Raw genomic sequence first — 18054 nt, forward strand, 5'->3', positions numbered from 1 at the left:
GTATAGAAAAAAATTAATGTAACAATAACTGTCAAAGGAAAAGATAAGATAAACTGTTGACATATGGTTAATAGTTGATGCAATAAAAATCAATTTCATCTTTAACAGTAAAAACCGCCAAAAACGCTGGGAATTCAACGTTTTTGGCGGTTTTAAATTACTTGAAAAAAGCGTACTATTTTCGATTTTAGGGTGGTATAAGTCCTTTCAGCTGGCAGGAGACAATGGTATACTATCTATATAATTTAAACGAAAGGTGTGATGGCTTATGGCATATAAACTAAATTTTCTTCAGGTAGATATAGACGCGTTGGTCATTGGAAAAATTATGCTAAGGAGGCATCACATTGGAAGCAGAGGAAACCAAACTTCAATTAGAAACGGAAAGATTAGTATTAAGACCGTTACAGAATGAGGATTATAACCGTTGGCTGGAAGGTTGTCGTGACAGATTACCTTCCCAGTATAAATACGATGATAATAAAATGGATTTGAGCGGATGGACGCAATAAAAATTCAATGATAAGGTCGTTTCAACATTTAAAGAGTATGCTGATCGGGACGAAGTGTATGTATTTGGTATCTTTCGAAAGTCAGATCAAAAGCAGCTTGGGAAGGTTGAAATCGAAACGCTTATCAGAGATGAATTTCAGTGGGGACTTTTAGGCTACACGATTCACAACCAGTTTTGGCGGAATGGTTATGGGAAAGAAGCGGTAAAAGCGGTTCTTCACATCGCTTTTCAAAATCTTGCATTCCATCGCATCGAGGCTCACATCAATGTTGACAACGAACCTTCTTTAAAGCTTGCAGAAAGCGCAGGCATGGAATTTGAATGTATTAGAAAAGGTTTTATATTTGAATTTGGTGCATGGACAGATAACATGGTGTACTATATGAATTCCAAATAAGAAGTAGTCACCAGGGGCGTAATTCTGTTTATTTGAATTGCGCCCATCATTCCGTGAATAGGCACTTTCAAGGAAAACTGCATGAGTTTATTATAGTTTTTGGCGATATATGCCGAGCTCGCCGAAAAAGATGAGAGATATGTTATGATGCTCCTGATAATAAGCATGAAATGAATATCCTACAATAGCTGGCAATAAGTTGATTTGTAATCCGTGTTGGTAAGAGACGGCCTTCTGAAAGATTACTTCATTTTATTATGTGAATGAATTTTATCACGGAGAAGCGCCCGTAAAACTCCCGCCTCCAAATAAAGAGCGAAAATAAATTTATTTAGGCGGGAGATCAGGTGAGCTAACTCCCTGAATCACTTAGGCTAATTCAGTGGGAGAAGGGCGAAAACTCCCACTGTATGAAGTTTCGTTTTATAATTGCTCTTTTTAAAATACGTAAGCGTAAAATAGGAGCTGCCAATAAATGCATATTATGTATTTGTTGGCAGCTCCTATACTTTTAAATTAACAATGACCTCTTATAATTACGATCCAGAAAGTTCCTTTTGAACTTTCTGACGGTAATCTTCACTAGCAAGCAACTTTGACTCGAAGCTGTTTAAATTATGACTAAGTAGAATCTGCTGCCAAGTGTTCAAATCATTTGTTAGAAGAACCATTTCGATTCGATCAGCATGATGATCTTCTGCATACATTGCATCGTTCAGGATGAATGCTGTTGATCCCCCTTTTGCGCCAAGATGGGTGAAACGCTCGTGGTTGTCTTCATTTATTTCCATCGGCCACTCAAGCAAATCCCTGACTGTTTGCGTAGCTGCTGTTGGGAGCTCGTTATTGGATATGATTGCTAATAGTCTTCCGTAATCATTTGCCGATGCCCCAATGAGGCGATCCGACCATATCCGTTGCAAATCAAGGGGCATATCAAAGGTATCGTTTTCGATATTAATGATGCCATCATTCATTTGTTGACTTAATTCTTCAGCTGTTTCCCGATACATTTCCATGGGCATCTTTTCAAGCTCTTCTACTAAACTATTTTCATCCATTTCATTATTGTTTAGATAATCTGGAATGAGGAGCGCACCAACAAGTGGGTAAATTTCTTCATGTTTTGTAAGATTGAGAGATTTTGCCCGCTCGTTAATAGAATGAATACCAATCAAGTTTATCAGGTAATCTGTATTGGCGTTCGAACTATATGTTATCATTCCTTTTGCAACATCCTGCAGCGTTACTTGATTATTATTTATTTTCCCTTCATTTTGCATTGCTTCTAGCCATTCTTCATGTGCATTTCCATCAGAACCTTTATAGTAGTATTGGTTTAAATCATCTAGCGACACGTAACGATCTTTATTCAATGTTCCTTCGTCAATTTGCATCGCATATTCGACAGCTATTAGTATTTTTACTGTACTTGCTAAAGGACGTATAACATCTGATTGATAGGTAATTAACTCCTCTCCATTTTTCGCAACATAGAGAGAGGATGTCTCCGGATGATCTTTTAAATGATGAAGCACATAATCAGGATTATTTCGGAATACAGAATAGACTGCAGCTCCAATAACCAGAATGGACGTTCCATAAATAATTAGTCGTTTTTTTGTATATGTCTTTTTATCGAATAAAATCATTGCAATAACACCAAATAGAAATGCAATCAAATAATTAACATTAAAAATGATAACGGCAATGATAATACTTAGTACAATAGCGATTGTAACAATTGCTTTACGTATTTCTTGTTTCGTTCTATTTTCTTTTTTTAGGAAGGGCATAAGTGTAAGAATAATGATTCCTGACAGCCCAATCCATGCAAATATATTTATAGAAAATCTTCCTTTCTAAATTTATGTATTAATATTTTCTTTTTAATACTGTTATGATACTGGCATGAAGAATCATTAATCCTGTAATTAAAAACCAAATGACTGTTTTATATGTTCCATAGTCCAGATGACTAATGAAATGATCATACAACTCAATTAATAAAAATCCAAGAGGGATTAAGGGAAAAACAATACCATATGATTTATTGGAAATACTTTGCCCACGTTCATCTTTATGTTCTTCCCCCATTTCAAATTTGAGTGAAATAAATACCGCAATAAAGAAAATGATTACATAAACAATGCGTAAGGTTGCTAAGAAAACGTCCATATTTTATTTGCCCTCCTCTATTTCATATTGAAAAACTTCATGTAAATCAACACCAAACAGCAGTGCAATATCAAATGCTAACTTCAAAGATGGATTGTATCTATTTTTTTCAAGGGATATAATTGTCTGTCTGCTGACACCTAGTTTATCAGCAACCTCCCGTTGTGATAATCCCCGCTCAGCTCTTAATACAACCATTCTATTTTGAATTTTTCTTTCGTTATTTAATGGCATTTTCATTCACCTCTTATAACTATGATGGTAAAATATTTAGTACAAAAAGTAAAGTATTTTTAACATTTGGTGTAAAATATTTTACTCTGAGTGCGTGAAAGATGAAAATTATATGGAAAGTTCCATCACTTCCAACCCCAAATGATCTTTGAAGATTACATTTATATTTCCGATATGTTTGTTTTTTCTGTTTTTGTGGAAAGTATACTTCATATATTAACATCAGGAGGAACAGTCATGGTCACGATAGAATCAATTATAATTGGTATTATATTTATTATTATTCAACTCTATGCCCTGCCGATTGTTGAACGTTCGCCGATTGGACAAAGAAAGCTGCTTTCATTATCAGGCGGTGTAGCTATTGCTTATGTGTTTGTTTATATTTTGCCAACGCTTCATGGGGAGCAGGATAAACTCGGGGGATCGTTCGCATTAGATACGGAACTTTATTTTCTCGGTCTCATCGGTTTATTGATTTACTTTGCAGTATATGCATTTGCTGAGACGAAAACAGCTGAACGGCTGAAGGCAGACACCATTTATTTCGTTCAGATCAGCTTTTTTATGGTGTATTCCTTCATTGTTACTTATATCGTTTTTTCATCCGATGTTCAGCGTGTCGAATCCTTATTTTACGGTCTAGCCGTTAGTCTTCATTTTATCGGCTTGTCGTATCATCTGGGAAAAGAGAATGAGCGGCTGCATAAAAGTGCAGGACGCTACATGCTTGCGGGGGCAACCTTGCTTGGGGCGTTTGCAGGAATTTTCGGACCATCATCCGGTCTGTTTGTAGATTCCATTATTGCTTTTAGTTCAGGTGCCATGATATTTAATGTCATCAGCAAGGAAATCCCTTTTGAAAAGAATGCCCACTTGCCAACATTTTTAATCTCATCCCTTATCTATTCCATTATGTTGCTTGTGTTAAAAGGCTTCTTCAATTGGTAGTTACGGGAATCTCGGAAATCCTTAGAAGTAGTGGCATCCGGGGCTCTGATGGCCGAAAATATTTTAGCGTAGGAATTTTTAAAATGTTGACGAGGCAGCTATAAGGCGAGAATTCGGATAATAGTATTGGTTTAGGAGTATTTGCTTTTAATGAACCAGTTATAATCGGTGTATTTTCATCAACCCTTTGGATTTTTTATATTCAAATTCGAAGGGAAGCTAACTAGAAGAAAGGGTAACTTTATAGAAGCAAATAAGATTAAAACAAAGAGGTAAAGGTGATATACTAAACCTAAAATGTTTTTACAATGCGGATTTTTGGATCATTTAGATAAGTTGAACAGCTGACCTTTAAACATGGTATAATAAATAATAAAGGATGGTGGGTAGCAATGATTGACAGGAAAGAATTACACCGCTTGGTAGACGAATTACCAGAAGAAAAATTACCTCGAATGGTTGAAATTTTCCGTCATTTATTTGATGAAGAAGAATTAGAATTGAACGATGAGACCAAAAAGGAAGTGGACGAAGCTCGTGAACGCGTCAAAGACGGAGAATATGTTACACTAGATGAACTTTTCGAGGAAACTCGGGATGTATGAGCTGAGGGTTGATAAGCAAGCGGCGAAGTATCTTAAGAAGTTGGATAAACCAAATCGCAAACGATTAATGGAAGCTTTGACGAAACTTGCAGAAAATCCTTTTTTAGATACAAACGTGACACGGTTGAAAGGTTATACGAGTACATTCCGAAAGCGTATTGGTGACTTCCGTATTATTTTTGAGGTCGATCAAGGTAATCTCATTGTGCTTGTTTTAAAAATCGGGAGCCGCGGGGATATTTATAAAAAATAAACGCCTCTTTTTAAAAGAAGGCGTTTAATTTTGGTTCTTCCCCAAAATTATTGGTTGAATGATACAATTAGATGTGATGCATTCCACTAGTTTACGTAGTGTTCTTCCGAAGCGGTCGCTTCTTACCAAGTTTTATTTGTCAACCATTGATTATGTATGTGTTATTCCTAAATATATAGCTTCTCAAAGCTACAGTTTCTGTCTTCATAAAAATTATCATTCCTAGCTGCAAAGGCTTTACTGGTGTATTTTTGCCAAGCCTTTGGGTTTTTAATTACTTAGCGTATTATGACGGTTCTTCAAAATGATTAAAATAGATCCAAAAGGTCATATAAATAAAAGAAAGAAGGTTTACTTTATGAAAAAAGAAACAGGAATCCACGATTTCGAACAATATGGTGAGGAGATGTTGAAAAAATATAACGTGCCGGGTTTTGCAATTGGACTGGCCCAAGACGGTGAATGGAGTTATGCGAAAGAATTCGGTTACCGTGACAGAGAAGAAGAACTTCCTTTATCACCAGATACTGTTTTTGGAGTGGGTTCCATAACGAAAGCTTTTACAGCTGTTGCTATTCTCCAGTTACAAGAAAAGGGAAAACTGCATCTAAATGACTCTGTTATCAACTATTTACCGGAATTGAAGATGCCAAATGAAGAGCAGACCAAACAAATAACGATTCATCATTTTTTGACACATACATCAGGTATTCCGCCATTACCTACTTTAATGAGTGCAGTGAAGAAAAGTATGGAAAAGGATTTAAACTTAGAAGAAAATCAACAGCAAGAAAATCCATTGGATGCGATTCAGGCGATTGATACGTATTCCGAGTTAATGGATGCCATTGCAAAAGCAGATTTTACATTACTTGGGGAACCAGGGGCTATATTCAGTTATTCCAATGATGCCTATGCTCTTCTAGGTGCCATCATCGAACGCATCAGCGGCCAACCGTATGAGCAATATGTGCAACAACATATTTTAGAGCCTGCGGGGATGCATAACAGCGGCTTTCAACCCGAAAATCTAGAATCTAAAGATATAGCTGTTTTATATGATATACGAGAAGAAAATGATGAAGAAATTATATTCAGGTCCAATAATCCATTGGATGCACCAGCAATGCGTGCAGCAGGATTTTTAAAGTCAACAATGAATGATATGCTCCAATTTGCAGAAGTGATCCGAAATGATGGAATGGTTGGTCATGCGCGAATCCTGTCTCCAGAAAGTGTGGCGGTCATGACGACGCCGTATATCCAATGTGAAAAAGGAACCTGCTATGGTTACGGTTTAATGATTATTCCGGATTTCTATGGTTATAAGCTTATTCACCACGGTGGAGATATTAAAGGAGTAACCGCTCAGCTGAATATGCTTCCGGAAATCGGACTAACAGGAATAGCACTTGCAAATGTAGCAGGAGCCCCATCTTCCAAATTGCTTTTTAGTGCATTTGCCGGTTACTTGAACAAACCATTCGATGCTTCCCACTTAAACGTTGAAGTGGTTGACTTAGCACTTGAAAGTTTAAGGGAACTGGAGGGAACGTTCCTATCGGATGATGGTTTGAAAATAGAATTCTATGTGAAAGATGACAGCCTGCATTTGAAAGCTGCTGGTTTAGCTGATGGTGTACTTCAGCCCATTGGGGATGACCAGTTTTTATTTACAATGAGGGAAATGGATACGATTATTCGTTTTGTGAGAGATGAAGATAAGAAAATTGATCGGATTGCATTTGCGTACAGACAAATTCCTAAGATAGAGGAAGGGAATTAATTTTATTTTTTGGAAACGAGTATAGCAGTAAAAGTTGTGCCGACTCATTTTTAAATGGATTAATATCTTCCAGATCGCAGGATACAATGGTATACTATCTATATCATTTAAACGAAAGGTGTGATGGCTTATGGCATATAAATTAAATTTTCTTCATGTAGATATGGACGTATTGGTCATTGGAAAAATTATGCTAAGGAGGCATCACATTGGAAATAGAGAAAACCAAACTTCAATTAGAAACGGAAAGATTGGTATTAAGACCGTTGCAGAATGGGGATTATCATCGTTGGCTGGAAGGTTGTCGTAACAGATTACCTTCCCAGTATAAGTACGATGACAATAAAATGGATTTGAGCGGATGGACGCAACAAACATTCAATGAAAAGGTCGTTTCAAAATTTAAAGAATATGCTGATAAGGACAAAGTGTATGTATTTGGTATCTTTCGAAAGTCAGATCAAAAACAACTTGGTAAGGTTGAACTCGAAACGCTTATCAGAGATGAATTTCAGTGGGGGCTTTTAGGCTACACGATTCACAATCAATTTTGGCGGAATGGTTATGGGAAAGAAGCAGTAAAAGCGGCTCTTCACATCGCTTTTAAAAATCTTGCATTCCATCGTATAGAGGCTCACATCAATGTTGACAACGAACCTTCCTTAAAGCTTGCAGAAAGTGTTGGCATGGAATTTGAATGTATTAGAAAAGATTTTATATTTGAATTTGGTGTATGGACCGATAATCTGGTGTATTATATGAACTCCAAATAAGAGATGGTTACCTTGGGCGCAATTCCGTTTATTTGAATTGCGCCCTACATTCCGTTAATGAGTACTTTCAAGGTAAAATAAATGAGCTTATTATAGCTTTGGCATATATGCCTTGCCTTCAGTCCCCCCCTCGCGAAAGTTTTATTTACCATTATAGTTAAGCTATGCTCTATAAAGTAGTATACTTATTGAATTATTCGTACGAATAATAACAAATTTTAAATTCTATGCAAATTATTGTTGATTAGGTATAGAAAGGCTATCGCTTTACATAACAACTTGCAGATTACATCTTTTTGTGGTTCCTTATTTCTTTGATCAGTTCTGTCTTGTGTAAGATTTTTTTAAATTGGGTATAGTAATGGTGGACATCTTAGTGAAAGATGAAAATATGAATACTGGTGATGTGATTTGAGTTTGATAATTGATGGGAAGATATTTTAACTGTAAGCCCTCTGTTAAGGTAAAAACAGCCTGTTGGTTTTATACTGGCAGACAGGAGGGTAATATTTTCTGTCATTCTCAACTCACATGACAAAAAGTTTAAAGGAGAGGCGATTTTGATGACTCTTAATAATAATGGTTTTACTCTAAATGATGGTTCCGTGCTTCCTTTTGTGGGACTAGGCACAATCGGTATTGACGGTGATCAGGGTACATTTGAAATTTTAAACGCCTTAAACTTAGGCTACCGTTTAATCGATACGTCAACAAACTATAACAATGAAGGCATTGTCGGTGAAGCAGTACGCCGATCTGCACTTCCCCGAGAAGAAATTTTAGTCAGTGCGAAATTGCCTGGCTCTCACCATGAATACGACAAGGCGTTTATCTTTATTCAAGAATCGTTACGCCGCATGGGACTAAAATATTTTGACAAGTATTTAATTCATTGGCCGAATCCCAAAGACGGCAAATATGTCGAAGCTTGGAAGGCCTTAGTGGATGCTCAAAAACAAGGATTAATCCGAACCATCGGTGTTTCAAACTTTGAACCGGAACATCTGGATGACATTATTGAAGCAACAGGTGTAACGCCTGCTACAAACCAGGTGGAGCGTCAACCTTATTTTAATAATAAGCGTATGGTTGAAGAAAATGAAAAACGGGGTATTCTTACGGAAGCCTGGAGTCCTTTTGGCCGGGGTCACCTGAATGACGTGCTGGAAAATGCCACAATTAAAGAAATTGCGGATAAATACGGTAAAACCCCGGCGCAAGTTATTGTGAATTGGAACTATCAGGCTGGCGTATTTACGATTCCAAAATCAAGCAATCCAACGCATCAAAAAGATAATATCAATAGCACCAACTTTGAATTATCTTCTGAAGATATAGAAAGAATTGATTCATTGGATCAAGGGGAATCCGGCCGTGTAGAAGGGCAGGATCCTAATGAATACCATGAATATGTATAAGCAGGAAACGAAATGAACATCGTATTGTATTCGGTACATGCAGATGTTTCCGTTTCTGATATATCGTCACCAATATTTGGTTTGAAACGAAAAAACACACTATTTGAGTTAAATATTTTTGAGTAATAGATAAAAGGTGGGTCTGTTTGAGGCAGACCCACCTTTTATCTATTGGCACAGGAAGCTATTCTGAATAGTTTTTTGCCATTGTTAGAGATAATATAAATATTGGCGAATATCGTGTAGTTATAAATTATTGAATTCTTGAGCATAAAAAGACGAAAAACGCATCCTATTAAAAAAAGACCACGGTTTGTGTATGGATTCTAAAATAGATGAAGCATTAATGCGTGTGAACTTCTCTATCATTTAATGGTTGTGGTGTACGATGGTTATGCGGTGAGAAAATCTCGCCAAATGTATCAATTTGTTCCTGAGAATATGAAATTGGTTCTTCTAGTAAAAGCCAGTTAACACCTTCTGTACATGGTGGTGTTGTTAATGAACCACTAAATCTAAAGGTAGTAAGGTCTTCCGGTAATAAATCATGTAAATTAATTAAATTATCCAGTTCTACATCCTCTTCCGTTTTTTCTTCGGGCATTTTTGACCAAGCTTCTGCTAGGGTTTTGTTTTCTTCCCCAGCTTCAATCATGAATCCAAGTACTGCAAGATCTCCATTTTCATTATTATGTACAATATGTCCTTCCATATCAAAGAATTGTCCATCAATTGCATTTTCACTTGGAATGTGGAAGTGTAATTGTTGTACGCTATATTCTTCACCTTCAACAATAATAGTGTTACTTCCAGTTGGATCATTCAGTTGAATTGTATGACCAGTATTCTCTAATGTAAATGCAGTAGGTTGATAGTTTATTTCGATATCATTTAATGTCTCATCTAATTTAACCTTTGCTAAATCAATATCAATTGGTGACTGCTCCTGTCCTTCAGCACAAGTAAGATATTCTGGGTGCAAGGTATCCCATTGGTCAGGACCAGTTTCACCTGTATAGGACCATTCTGTCTCCTCTGCAGGAGGAATTTCTTCTTCTGCTTCGTCAGTACTTCCTTCTGCAGAATCTTCTTCCGTTATTGTGTTCCCAGAGCATGCAGTTAGTAGTGTAATGGATAAAAATACTGAAATCCACATCCATTTAAATCTTTTCATAATATTGCCCCTTTTTATTTCATATTAATAGCTAAATGTTAACGAATTCAATGAAGTTATTCAATAAATAATAGTAACTATTCACTGCTAGAATGATGTGTTTTAGGAGGACCCATGTCGCGGATTTCTTTAGAAAGCATTCTCTACTAATGTGAGGTCGTTATCACAAAGAATCAGAGGTATGAAGAAGCATATTTGCCACGCTCCTGGTTGCATTCAAGATAACTTGAGTGTTTATAATAATAATATATTTAAAGAAATGCATGATACGTTTTCACTTAGTATAATTTTTAAAATATCGTTTTGCTGAAATGACGTACAAAGAAAACAAAAACAGGTGGTGTGAAAAAATGCTGACAATTAAAGAAGCTTCTGAAAAAACAGAAGTTCCGGCATCAACCATTCGCTATTATGATAATGAAGGGCTTTTGCCATTTGTTGAGCGCAGTGAAAATGGTTATAGGATGTTTAAGGAAGAAGATTTATTTTGGCTGGAGCTAATAGGGTGTATGCGTGCAACAGGAATGTCTATTGAAACATTAAGGCATGTGGCACACTTACACATGAAAGGGGATAGCACGTTAGAAGAACGAACAAAAATCTTTCGAGACCATCAGGAAAAATTGCAGAAACAGAAGCTGGATATTGATATCGCGTTGGACAAGCTGACAAAGAAAATGGAGATACTGGACGAAGAGAAATCACCTATAAAAACCTCTCGGATTTAGTTCTGAGAGGTTTTTGTATCATTTATTTGGCGTTTTGTAGCAGCTTTTTACGAACAATATTTTCGTTCGAATCAACAACAGATGTAAAACCAAATGAAGATGCTAGTTCTTGTTGGAGTTGTTTCGACTCCCGTCCAAGCATTTCTTTCGCATCCACTATGACACCAATTGCAAAGATATCATGGTGGTAAAGACCTTGTTCATGTGAGAGTTCAATCATTTTGTTCGTTAAATCAGTCACAAAAGATGCTTGAGAGATATAAACTTTTCTACTTGCGTTTACATCCCCAGTAGAAGCCAAAATAGATATTGTCGTTTCTTTTGGAGCATATTCGGCTAAAAAACAATGCATGGAAATCTCCTCCTTTTGATTAGCGGGTTGTATACCCTCCATTTGCGAATATGGTTTGACCATTAATCCACCATCCGTCTGTTGTCAAAAATGTAACGACTGGAGCAATATCTTCAATTTGCGTTAATTGATGATGAAGTGCTTGCGACTTATGAAATGCTACTCTTTCCTCTGTTTCCTGAGGATAGAAGAAAGGCGTATCCATCGGACCCGGAGCAATGCTATTGACGGAAATTCCTCGGTTCATTAATTCTGCTGAAGCAGCCCGTGTATAGTGCTCAACAGGTGCTTTTTCGCCTGCGTACGTAGAATATCCATCCGTATAAGCGGCTAATAATGCTGTGACGATTGTAACGATTTTTCCGTTATCGTTCATATGCTTCGCTGCCTCTTTGATAAAAAAGTAGGCGGTTTTTGCGTTAATCTGCTGCATGCTATCATATTCTTCTTCAGACGTTTCTACAATCGGTTTGCGAAGAACTTTTCCTGTGGTATTTACAGCAATATCAATGTTGCCATATTGACTTACAGCAAAGTCGAACAGTTCTTCCATTTTCGACGGGCTTGTTAAATCCCCTTGAAATAATACAGCTTCACCGCCGTTATTTTTGATCGATTCAAGGGTTTGCTGTGCTTCTTTCTCAGAGGAAGCACTGTGATAATGCACGACTACTTTTGCTCCGTCATGTGCGAAATTCTTGCTTACCAAAGCGCCAAGGTTTTTCCCGCCGCCTGCCACAACAACTGCTTTATCTTTCAATGTATCAAATTTTGCCATGATCATTTCCTCCTTGAAAATCATTCATCTAGAGTGTAAACCTTGAAGCGCGCTTGAAGGCAATAGAAAATTTTAAATAAGGCAGCTATTTCCTCGCGCAAAGTTTCTTAGTGCTGTAACCTGTGGGTTATTTATTTTGGGATCCGTTGTTTATGGCTTCCTGTAAATACAGTTAATACCTTGATACGAAACAACTAAACTTTTTCATTTGAATATATAAGCATATAATTATATAATTAATGATATAGAGGCAGGAGGGGGAATCACATGCAGCAAACTACAATCGAAATGGATGAAGCTGCCGATATTTTAAAATTACTTGGTGATAAAACAAGACTGATTATGCTGAAATTAATGGATGAACAAACGTGTTGTGTTTGTGAGTTTGTTGAAATATTTCAATCCAGTCAACCAGCTATTAGTCAACATATACGTAAATTGAAAGATTTGGGGCTGGTGAAAGAAGAAAGAAAAGGACAGTGGATATTTTATTCGATCCATCGGAAAAGTACGTATTATGCATTCATCAAGCCGATTCTGGATCAACTGCCAGATCAAGATGGTAAATTAAAAGAACTGGAAGAGAAAGGAACACGCATTTCTTGTTGTTAGGTTTGGAGGTCTTATTTTGTCAGCAACACTTATAATCGCCATTTTTATATTTATATTAACCCTCGTTCTGGTTATTTGGCAGCCGAAAAATTTAAATATCGGCTGGTCTGCCATAGGGGGAGCTATTCTTGCTTTACTCACAGGCGTGGTGGGGTTGAGTGATGTATTGGAAGTTATCGACATCACATGGAATGCAACATTATCGTTTGTTGCCATCATTCTTATTTCTTTAGTATTAGATGAGATTGGATTATTTGAGTGGGCAGCATTACATATGGCGCGGATAGCAAAAGGGAACGGAATCCGAATGTTTGTCTATATCAGCATGTTAGGTGCGGTTGTCGCAGCTTTATTTGCAAATGATGGCGCAGCACTCATTTTGACACCGATTGTACTGGCGATGGTACGTCATTTGGAATTTAAAGAAAAAATGATTTTTCCATTTATCATGGCAAGCGGCTTTATCGCTGATACAACATCCCTGCCGTTTATTGTCAGTAATTTAGTAAATATCGTTTCAGCTGATTTCTTTGGTATTGGATTTGTCGAATATGCTTCCAGAATGATTATTCCAAATTTATTTTCTTTCGTCGCAACGATTTCGGTATTATTCATTTATTTTCGTAAAAACATACCCAAAAATTATGACGTATCCAAATTACGAGTGCCAAGCGAATCAATAAGAGATGTGAAAATGTTTCGTCTATCATGGCTTGTGCTTAGTATATTAGTAATTGGGTATTTTACGAGTGAATTTATCCAAGTCCCTGTGTCATTTATTGCCGGCGTCATTGCGATTTTCTTTATTGTTATGGCCAAAAGCAGTACCGCTGTGAATACAAAAGAAGTCATAAAAGGAGCCCCATGGAATATTGTATTTTTCTCGATTGGCATGTACGTGGTGGTCTATGGATTAGGTAATGCTGGTCTTACATCGGCACTTGCAAGCGTGATTCAAACTGTAGCCGATCAAGGTTTATTTGTTGGAACGGTTGCGATGGGATTTATTGCAGCATTCTTATCTTCCATTATGAACAATATGCCTACTGTCATGATTGATGCATTAGCCATTGCAGAAACAAATACGTCTGGTGTGCTGCGAGAAGCACTTATTTATGCAAATGTAGTCGGATCGGATTTAGGGCCGAAAATCACACCAATTGGTTCTTTGGCAACATTAGTATGGCTGTATGTATTATCACAAAAAGGCGTAAAGATTTCTTGGGGAACGTATTTTAAGACAGGGATTATTTTAACTCTTCCTATCTTATTGATTACATTAGCAGGTTTATATCTAACATTGATTCTATTTTAACGAGGAGTATGATGATGGCTAAAAAAACAATTTATTTCTTATGTACTGGAAACTCTTGCAGAAGCCAGATGGCTGAAGGCTGGGCGAAGAAATATCTTGGAGATGCTTGGGAAGTGAGAAGCGCCGGTATTGAAGCACATGGACTAAATCCGAATGCTGTAAAGGCAATGCAAGAGGTGGATTTGAATATTTCGAATCAAACATCCGATATAATTGACTCAGAAACCTTAAACAATGCGGATTTTGTTGTCACTTTATGCGGGGACGCTGCGGATAAGTGTCCTATGACACCGCCGCAAGTGAAACGTGACCATTGGGGATTTGATGACCCTGCAAAAGCCCAAGGGAATGAAGCGGAGAGATGGGCAGTGTTTCAACGAGTTCGTGACCAGATTGGAGAAAGAATCAGGTATTTTGCGGAAACAGGAGAGTAATGTGTGTGCGGGTTGATTATAAGGTAGTAAACAATGCGCTTTCGATTATCATAAAATGATTCGAAAGCGCATTGTTTTAGCTATTGTATAAGGGATAGATATAAAACCAAACAACAGATAGCTATGGGCTGTTATCCGTTGCTTTTGATATTTAGTCCCCAAACAAATTTTCAGTTTCGATGGTAAAGTCTTTAAATAATCTGGAAGAAGCTTTCTCATTTTCACTGACTAAATCAAATTGCACCTCTCCATTTTCATCCAGCGAGTACATCATGATACGTTTTTCCATCGGATCAACAATCCAATATTCCTTTACGCCATATTCCATATAAAGGTTTAGTTTTCTCACGAAGTCATGCGATTTATTTGAAGGGCTTAATATTTCAATGATGAAATCGGGTGCCCCGATATATTCATTTTCAGTGAAATTTTCAGAATGACATGCCACAAATAAGTCAGGAACAACCCTTTTATTTTTATTATGATCGTTCTCATTTTGCTCAAACAAGACATCCGTTGGTGCAGAAAATACTTCGCAACTGCTATTTTTTAATACTTGATGCAGTTCTCCATGAAGAAAAGAAGCTATTCTTTGATGTGTTATGCTTGGAGAAGGGGACATGTAAATAATTCCATCGATATATTCCAATATTTCATCGGATTGTTGTCGTTTCTCTTCAAATTCTTCATAGGTGTTGAAATTTTTATCGGATACACGCAATTCAATCACCATCCTTATCTAAATTATAAGCGAATTCTTATTGAAAATAAAATGAAATATCTATTTACTTTATTATTCCCAGCCAAAAACATCTATTTTTATTCCCATTTTATTTCTCAGGCATTTTTTTAATCAATAAAATCAACAGAAAAAACAACCCCAAATAACCAAACAATGGATACAATACCGACAGCAATTTCCCATACCCCACCTGGCTGATTAAAAAGACGACAAACAGGATTATCAAGACCGCGTGCCGATACCGAAGATGAAACGCAGACTGCAGCTGGCGTGTAATGCCAAACACATTTCCGACAACCGTATTAAAAATCTCGCCGTAAATAACGATTAAGAACAGAACGTGAATAAGGGCTCCAAAATGCTGGACAATTTCGGCCATTGGTATTTCAAAAGGAAATGTTTCTGGAAAGACGGACAATGAAAAATGAATCGATAACAAGATAAAGAATAGGATTAATCCTCCCAGAAAACCGCCCCAACGTAGGATATGTTCATCCTGAATCTCCTTTCCCAACGGTACAAGGACAACTTGTGCTGTCATCAGATTAAATGCTGCATAGGCAAAAGGGGAACCTGCCCATGAAAGGTTGTCCGCTAATTGAACAGGAATGAGATTTTCTACCAGCTGATGCGGTTGTTCGCCACCAATAGAACCGGCTACAAACAGAACAAACAGGATCATTAATGGCACGATGTAGGAGTTGATCGCAAATAATCCGTTTAACCCTTTCATGACAACGATGTAAGAAAGAATAAGTGTCAGGATAATTCCTAATTGAAATGGAAGACCAAGCTGTTCCTGAAACACCGCGCCCGCACCGGAAAGCATGACGGAAGTGACACCAATTACGACCAAAAAGATAAACAGGTTCACCGCTTTAGCAATGTTTCTGCCGAATAGATAAGCGTTTAATTCCTGATAAGAATAGGCTCCGATTCGGGCAGATATCATCATTATTTTAGTTCCAATCCAAATAAATAAAAGTCCGCTAATTGCAATGCCAATGGTGCCTAGAGCTCCATAGGTACTAAAAAATGTGACAATTTCTTTTCCTGATGAAAAACCCGCCCCAATAACCGTTCCAACATATGTAGCTGCTAACAGCAATATAGATATTTTTCGATTTCGCATCACGCCACCTCCTCATCATTTTTATGATAAGCAGGACGAGGAAATACCAGCTTTTCAAATTTTTACTTGAAAAAACCGAAAAATCCTCCAAGCTATAATAAGGAACAGCATATATCCGAAAAAAGAATAGGCATGATTCCAATCTGGATGGGGCATAAACCACCCCAGCTGCACAGCGGTTTTTTCAATAAAAATGACAGCTATACTAATCGTAAGGATCATTATACAACGCGGAAGAAACTTCAACCGATTAGCCACGTACAAAAATAGAATGACGAAGACAGGAAGAATCAGCAGCGTAAAGGCAATATTAACTGTAAATATCTCCGGGAAAAGCCGCATCGGAAAATGATACATCCCGATGCCGACAAAAAATAAATCTAAGTAGGTCCCGACGATGGAAGAAAAGAGAGCTGCGATGACAAACGCCTGCCGTTTTTTACTCCTGTCTGAGAAAGATTGCTTTTTTTGCAATGATGGCAAGCTCGATTTTTTCCATTGCTTTGCAGTATTTTTCATGAATTTCCCCACCTGTATTTTTTTCTTCTTCTACAAAATAATCAATCACATGTAAATCATTAAACCAGTCACCTGTTTCAGCCGAAGAGTGGTCAATGTTTTTCCAAGCGTATTTCAATGGGGGACTATAAATTCGAGGAGTTCCTTTTCTGCGTTCACAATGCTTTGTTCTTCGTCGATAGACCTTACCAGGTGCAGATTCATTCACGGAATGAAACAAATCTTTCCAATAATCGGATCGGGAGCCTGTATGCGGATGCTTCCCTGCCCATAACAGAACATCTTTTATGACAGATTGTTGCTGGAAAAGGATGGCATATAAACGTTTCCCCAGCATAATACGCTCGTGAAGAGAACCGAAATGGTGCAGGGTATCACCGATTAATGCGGGCTTCTTTTCTATTTTTCCAAGTTGATAATGCGGGAAAATAACATGGTTAAAGCGTAAAAAATCATACAGCTTAAAACCCAATGTATCTAATACCGTTTCTTTAAAATGAGGATGATGCACCACTCTTTTTTCTAAATAGCTTTGTTCATTAATAATGGTTGCGATGGCTAATAGATAACGGTCACCATGCTTCCAAAAATGATTCCATACCACTTCCATAAATATCGAAACATTCAAGAAAGGAAGAAGGTGAAAAAGATTTTGATTCATTCTTAAACTTTGCTGATATAGCAATAATTGCGGATAAACATCCTGGAATATTAACCAGTTACCCCGCTCTAAAAATAAATAGAAGTTTTTTTGTTCTTTTTCAGATAACAAACGCGATAGGAGGTCACCTTTCAAATCGGTCATGCTCCAACCGCCGTTTCTTGATACCATATGTCCTAATAAAGCCCAATGGATTTCGGGATGTTGCACATAAAAATCAAAGTAGGCTTGTGTCCGGGTGACATTATTTTTATTCCATTTAGTTGTCCATTGATGAATGCGTTGAATGAATACCTGTTCTCTTTTAGGAAGCACGGATACAGATAGGCCGTTTGCTTTTTGATTCCTTTTATTCTTCAGTTCTCTTTTTATCTCAAGAACAGACTTTTCATACACTTTTTTCTTTTGGAAACAGCCAATTGTCATCCAGTCTCCTCCTTCTCTAAGGAATATGCTTATACGGTGCGGCATATGTATAGGAAAAACGATTTTGATAAG

20 protein-coding genes and 1 pseudogene are annotated in these 18054 nt (G+C 37.2%); 11 read left to right on the forward strand and 10 right to left on the reverse strand.

The window, feature by feature from the left end; all coding sequences use genetic code 11:
* Positions 1-347 precede the first annotated feature (347 nt).
* Positions 348-911: pseudogene (locus ACFQ19_RS13650) on the forward strand (GNAT family N-acetyltransferase).
* A gap of 536 nt (positions 912-1447) precedes the next feature.
* On the opposite strand, the gene ACFQ19_RS13655 reads toward ACFQ19_RS13650, so the two are convergent.
* From ACFQ19_RS13655 to ACFQ19_RS13665, 3 genes are all read right to left on the reverse strand, one after another.
* The gene (locus ACFQ19_RS13655; protein ID WP_379592978.1) at positions 1448-2707 is read right to left on the reverse strand and encodes a serine hydrolase; all 1260 of its coding nucleotides are present in this window, start codon (positions 2705-2707) and stop codon (positions 1448-1450) included.
* A 79-nt stretch (positions 2708-2786) separates the two neighbouring features.
* A complete protein-coding gene (locus tag ACFQ19_RS13660) occupies positions 2787-3089 on the reverse strand; it encodes a hypothetical protein (protein ID WP_379592980.1) in 303 nt (100 codons plus the stop codon).
* 3 nt (positions 3090-3092) lie between these two features.
* Positions 3093-3323: a helix-turn-helix transcriptional regulator gene (locus tag ACFQ19_RS13665; RefSeq protein ID WP_379592982.1), complete on the reverse strand. Its 231-nt coding sequence runs from the start codon at positions 3321-3323 to the stop codon at positions 3093-3095.
* Between the two features lie 237 nt (positions 3324-3560).
* On the opposite strand from ACFQ19_RS13665, the gene ACFQ19_RS13670 reads away from it, so the two are divergent.
* From ACFQ19_RS13670 to ACFQ19_RS13695, 6 genes are all read left to right on the forward strand, one after another.
* Positions 3561-4274 (forward strand): hypothetical protein, encoded by a 714-nt coding sequence (locus tag ACFQ19_RS13670; protein WP_379592984.1) that lies wholly within the window; start codon positions 3561-3563, stop codon positions 4272-4274.
* A 392-nt stretch (positions 4275-4666) separates the two neighbouring features.
* The gene (locus tag ACFQ19_RS13675) at positions 4667-4879 is read left to right on the forward strand and encodes a hypothetical protein (protein ID WP_379592986.1); all 213 of its coding nucleotides are present in this window, start codon (positions 4667-4669) and stop codon (positions 4877-4879) included.
* Positions 4872-5132, forward strand: a complete 261-nt coding sequence (locus ACFQ19_RS13680; protein WP_379592988.1) for a type II toxin-antitoxin system RelE family toxin — start codon at positions 4872-4874, stop codon at positions 5130-5132. Before ACFQ19_RS13675 ends, ACFQ19_RS13680 begins: the two co-directional genes overlap by 8 nt.
* Before the next feature lie 358 nt (positions 5133-5490).
* Positions 5491-6918: a serine hydrolase gene (locus ACFQ19_RS13685; protein WP_379592990.1), complete on the forward strand. Its 1428-nt coding sequence runs from the start codon at positions 5491-5493 to the stop codon at positions 6916-6918.
* Between the two features lie 215 nt (positions 6919-7133).
* A complete protein-coding gene (locus tag ACFQ19_RS13690) occupies positions 7134-7691 on the forward strand; it encodes a GNAT family N-acetyltransferase (protein WP_379593030.1) in 558 nt (185 codons plus the stop codon).
* Positions 7692-8254: 563 nt separating this feature from the next.
* Positions 8255-9109 (forward strand): aldo/keto reductase, encoded by an 855-nt coding sequence (locus ACFQ19_RS13695; protein WP_379592992.1) that lies wholly within the window; start codon positions 8255-8257, stop codon positions 9107-9109.
* Positions 9110-9452: 343 nt separating this feature from the next.
* On the opposite strand, the gene ACFQ19_RS13700 is transcribed toward ACFQ19_RS13695, so the two are convergent.
* Positions 9453-10283, reverse strand: coding sequence for a carbonic anhydrase (locus ACFQ19_RS13700; protein ID WP_379592994.1), 831 nt, complete (start codon positions 10281-10283; stop codon positions 9453-9455).
* Between the two features lie 350 nt (positions 10284-10633).
* Between ACFQ19_RS13700 and ACFQ19_RS13705 the strand changes: the two genes are divergently transcribed.
* Entirely contained in the window at positions 10634-11011 is a 378-nt protein-coding gene (locus tag ACFQ19_RS13705) for a MerR family transcriptional regulator (protein WP_379592996.1), read from the forward strand.
* 22 nt (positions 11012-11033) lie between these two features.
* Here the strand turns inward: ACFQ19_RS13705 and ACFQ19_RS13710 are convergent, their stop codons facing one another.
* Together ACFQ19_RS13710 and ACFQ19_RS13715 are read right to left on the reverse strand one after the other, a co-directional pair.
* The gene (locus tag ACFQ19_RS13710; RefSeq protein ID WP_379592998.1) at positions 11034-11363 is read right to left on the reverse strand and encodes a hypothetical protein; all 330 of its coding nucleotides are present in this window, start codon (positions 11361-11363) and stop codon (positions 11034-11036) included.
* Between the two features lie 19 nt (positions 11364-11382).
* The gene (locus tag ACFQ19_RS13715; RefSeq protein ID WP_379593000.1) at positions 11383-12141 is read right to left on the reverse strand and encodes an SDR family oxidoreductase; all 759 of its coding nucleotides are present in this window, start codon (positions 12139-12141) and stop codon (positions 11383-11385) included.
* A 267-nt stretch (positions 12142-12408) separates the two neighbouring features.
* Between ACFQ19_RS13715 and ACFQ19_RS13720 the strand changes: the two genes are divergently transcribed.
* From ACFQ19_RS13720 to arsC, 3 genes are read left to right on the forward strand one after another with little or no spacing between them, the layout of a single operon-like run.
* Positions 12409-12753 (forward strand): ArsR/SmtB family transcription factor, encoded by a 345-nt coding sequence (locus ACFQ19_RS13720; protein ID WP_379593002.1) that lies wholly within the window; start codon positions 12409-12411, stop codon positions 12751-12753.
* A 16-nt stretch (positions 12754-12769) separates the two neighbouring features.
* Positions 12770-14068, forward strand: a complete 1299-nt coding sequence (locus ACFQ19_RS13725) for an arsenic transporter (protein ID WP_379593004.1) — start codon at positions 12770-12772, stop codon at positions 14066-14068.
* A gap of 14 nt (positions 14069-14082) precedes the next feature.
* Entirely contained in the window at positions 14083-14502 is a 420-nt protein-coding gene (gene arsC, locus ACFQ19_RS13730; RefSeq protein WP_379593005.1) for an arsenate reductase (thioredoxin), read from the forward strand.
* Between the two features lie 151 nt (positions 14503-14653).
* On the opposite strand, the gene ACFQ19_RS13735 is transcribed toward arsC, so the two are convergent.
* The 4 genes from ACFQ19_RS13735 to ACFQ19_RS13750 all read right to left on the reverse strand — a co-directional run bounded on the left by ACFQ19_RS13735 (position 14654) and on the right by ACFQ19_RS13750 (position 17982).
* Complete coding sequence (locus ACFQ19_RS13735; RefSeq protein ID WP_379593006.1) at positions 14654-15223, reverse strand: Uma2 family endonuclease; 570 nt, start codon at positions 15221-15223, stop codon at positions 14654-14656.
* A 109-nt stretch (positions 15224-15332) separates the two neighbouring features.
* A complete protein-coding gene (locus ACFQ19_RS13740) occupies positions 15333-16376 on the reverse strand; it encodes a YkvI family membrane protein (protein ID WP_379593008.1) in 1044 nt (347 codons plus the stop codon).
* Positions 16377-16430: 54 nt separating this feature from the next.
* The gene (locus ACFQ19_RS13745) at positions 16431-16895 is read right to left on the reverse strand and encodes a CBO0543 family protein (protein ID WP_379593010.1); all 465 of its coding nucleotides are present in this window, start codon (positions 16893-16895) and stop codon (positions 16431-16433) included.
* Positions 16816-17982: a DUF2515 domain-containing protein gene (locus ACFQ19_RS13750; protein WP_379593012.1), complete on the reverse strand. Its 1167-nt coding sequence runs from the start codon at positions 17980-17982 to the stop codon at positions 16816-16818. Before ACFQ19_RS13750 ends, ACFQ19_RS13745 begins: the two co-directional genes overlap by 80 nt.
* Positions 17983-18054 lie beyond the last annotated feature (72 nt).

The sequence above is a fragment of the Oceanobacillus locisalsi genome (genome assembly GCF_042675985.1).
GTDB classification, from domain to species: Bacteria; Bacillota; Bacilli; order Bacillales; family Amphibacillaceae; genus Oceanobacillus; species Oceanobacillus locisalsi.

Coding starts and splice junctions, on each gene's coding strand:
- arsC (WP_379593005.1), top strand. CDS start 14,083: ATGGCTAAAAAAACAATTTATTTCTTATGTACTGGAAACTCTTGCAGA.
- ACFQ19_RS13695 (WP_379592992.1), top strand. CDS start 8,255: ATGACTCTTAATAATAATGGTTTTACTCTAAATGATGGTTCCGTGCTT.
- ACFQ19_RS13715 (WP_379593000.1), bottom strand. CDS start 12,141: ATGGCAAAATTTGATACATTGAAAGATAAAGCAGTTGTTGTGGCAGGC.
- ACFQ19_RS13665 (WP_379592982.1), bottom strand. CDS start 3,323: ATGCCATTAAATAACGAAAGAAAAATTCAAAATAGAATGGTTGTATTA.
- ACFQ19_RS13655 (WP_379592978.1), bottom strand. CDS start 2,707: ATGCCCTTCCTAAAAAAAGAAAATAGAACGAAACAAGAAATACGTAAA.
- ACFQ19_RS13680 (WP_379592988.1), top strand. CDS start 4,872: ATGTATGAGCTGAGGGTTGATAAGCAAGCGGCGAAGTATCTTAAGAAG.
- ACFQ19_RS13700 (WP_379592994.1), bottom strand. CDS start 10,283: ATGAAAAGATTTAAATGGATGTGGATTTCAGTATTTTTATCCATTACA.
- ACFQ19_RS13720 (WP_379593002.1), top strand. CDS start 12,409: ATGCAGCAAACTACAATCGAAATGGATGAAGCTGCCGATATTTTAAAA.
- ACFQ19_RS13685 (WP_379592990.1), top strand. CDS start 5,491: ATGAAAAAAGAAACAGGAATCCACGATTTCGAACAATATGGTGAGGAG.
- ACFQ19_RS13660 (WP_379592980.1), bottom strand. CDS start 3,089: ATGGACGTTTTCTTAGCAACCTTACGCATTGTTTATGTAATCATTTTC.
- ACFQ19_RS13710 (WP_379592998.1), bottom strand. CDS start 11,363: ATGCATTGTTTTTTAGCCGAATATGCTCCAAAAGAAACGACAATATCT.
- ACFQ19_RS13705 (WP_379592996.1), top strand. CDS start 10,634: ATGCTGACAATTAAAGAAGCTTCTGAAAAAACAGAAGTTCCGGCATCA.
- ACFQ19_RS13750 (WP_379593012.1), bottom strand. CDS start 17,982: ATGACAATTGGCTGTTTCCAAAAGAAAAAAGTGTATGAAAAGTCTGTT.
- ACFQ19_RS13670 (WP_379592984.1), top strand. CDS start 3,561: ATGGTCACGATAGAATCAATTATAATTGGTATTATATTTATTATTATT.
- ACFQ19_RS13740 (WP_379593008.1), bottom strand. CDS start 16,376: ATGCGAAATCGAAAAATATCTATATTGCTGTTAGCAGCTACATATGTT.
- ACFQ19_RS13675 (WP_379592986.1), top strand. CDS start 4,667: ATGATTGACAGGAAAGAATTACACCGCTTGGTAGACGAATTACCAGAA.
- ACFQ19_RS13745 (WP_379593010.1), bottom strand. CDS start 16,895: ATGAAAAATACTGCAAAGCAATGGAAAAAATCGAGCTTGCCATCATTG.